Annotated in this window: 1 protein-coding gene and 1 pseudogene; both read right to left on the bottom strand. The window is 37.0% G+C overall.

Features of this window, described 5'->3' with window-relative positions:
- Positions 1-697, bottom strand: a 697-nt coding sequence (locus ACFILW_RS10235; protein WP_375685784.1) for a ParB/RepB/Spo0J family partition protein, incomplete at its 3' end; no start/stop codon positions are given.
- A gap of 40 nt (positions 698-737) precedes the next feature.
- Positions 738-841: pseudogene (locus ACFILW_RS10230) on the bottom strand (chromosome partitioning protein ParA); the annotation flags it as partial.

Below are 841 nucleotides of genomic sequence, written 5' to 3'. Positions count from 1 at the left end.
CAAGTATTTCTGTTTGACGTACTGAAAGCCCTTCACGAATAATTTTCTCAGCTAAATCTTGTGGATTATCAACGGTTATAAGACAACGTGCATGACCAGCAGAAAGTTGTCCATCCGTTAAGAATTGTTGTACTCTTTCTGGAAGTTTTAATAAACGAAGCGTATTTGCAACATGACTACGGCTTTTTCCTATAACTTGCGCTAAATCTACTTGCGTATAATCATGTTCATTTAGAAGCATCTCATATCCCTTTGCTTCTTCGATAGGATTAAGATCTGCACGTTGAACATTTTCAATAATTGCCAATTCCAAAGCCGTTTTATCGTCCACATCACGAATAATAACGGGTAATTGACTTAAATTTGCACGTTGTGCTGCACGCCAGCGCCGTTCACCCGCAATCAATTCAAACCGATGAGGATGATCTCTTAAAGGCCTTACAATAACCGGTTGAACCACACCGTGTTGACGAATTGATTGTGCCAAATTATCAAGCTCTGTTTCAGTAAAATGACGCCGAGGATTGTGAGGATTACATGAAATAGATTCAATAGAAATAAATCGCTCAGAAAGACTACCGGATTCATTTAATTTATCAAAGCTTGATGAACGTGCAATATTGTTGTTTAAATTGATATCTCCAATCAATGCCGCTAATCCACGTCCTAGTCTTTTTTTTGAGAGATCATCATTCATAATTTTTCTCTTTGAATTTTTAGATTATTTTTTTATATTTTTAAGCAGCAGCGCGTGCTTGTTTTTCACGTTGTATCATTTCTGATGCTAGACGCAAATAAGCTTGGCTTCCAGCACATTTGAGATCATAAAGCAATACAGGTT

It is taken from the genome of Bartonella sp. TT110JLCBS (assembly GCF_042193405.1).
GTDB lineage: Bacteria > Pseudomonadota > Alphaproteobacteria > Rhizobiales > Rhizobiaceae > Bartonella.
The sequence above is the reverse complement of the archived record's forward strand: the minus strand, read 5'-3'. Positions and strand labels throughout refer to the sequence as shown.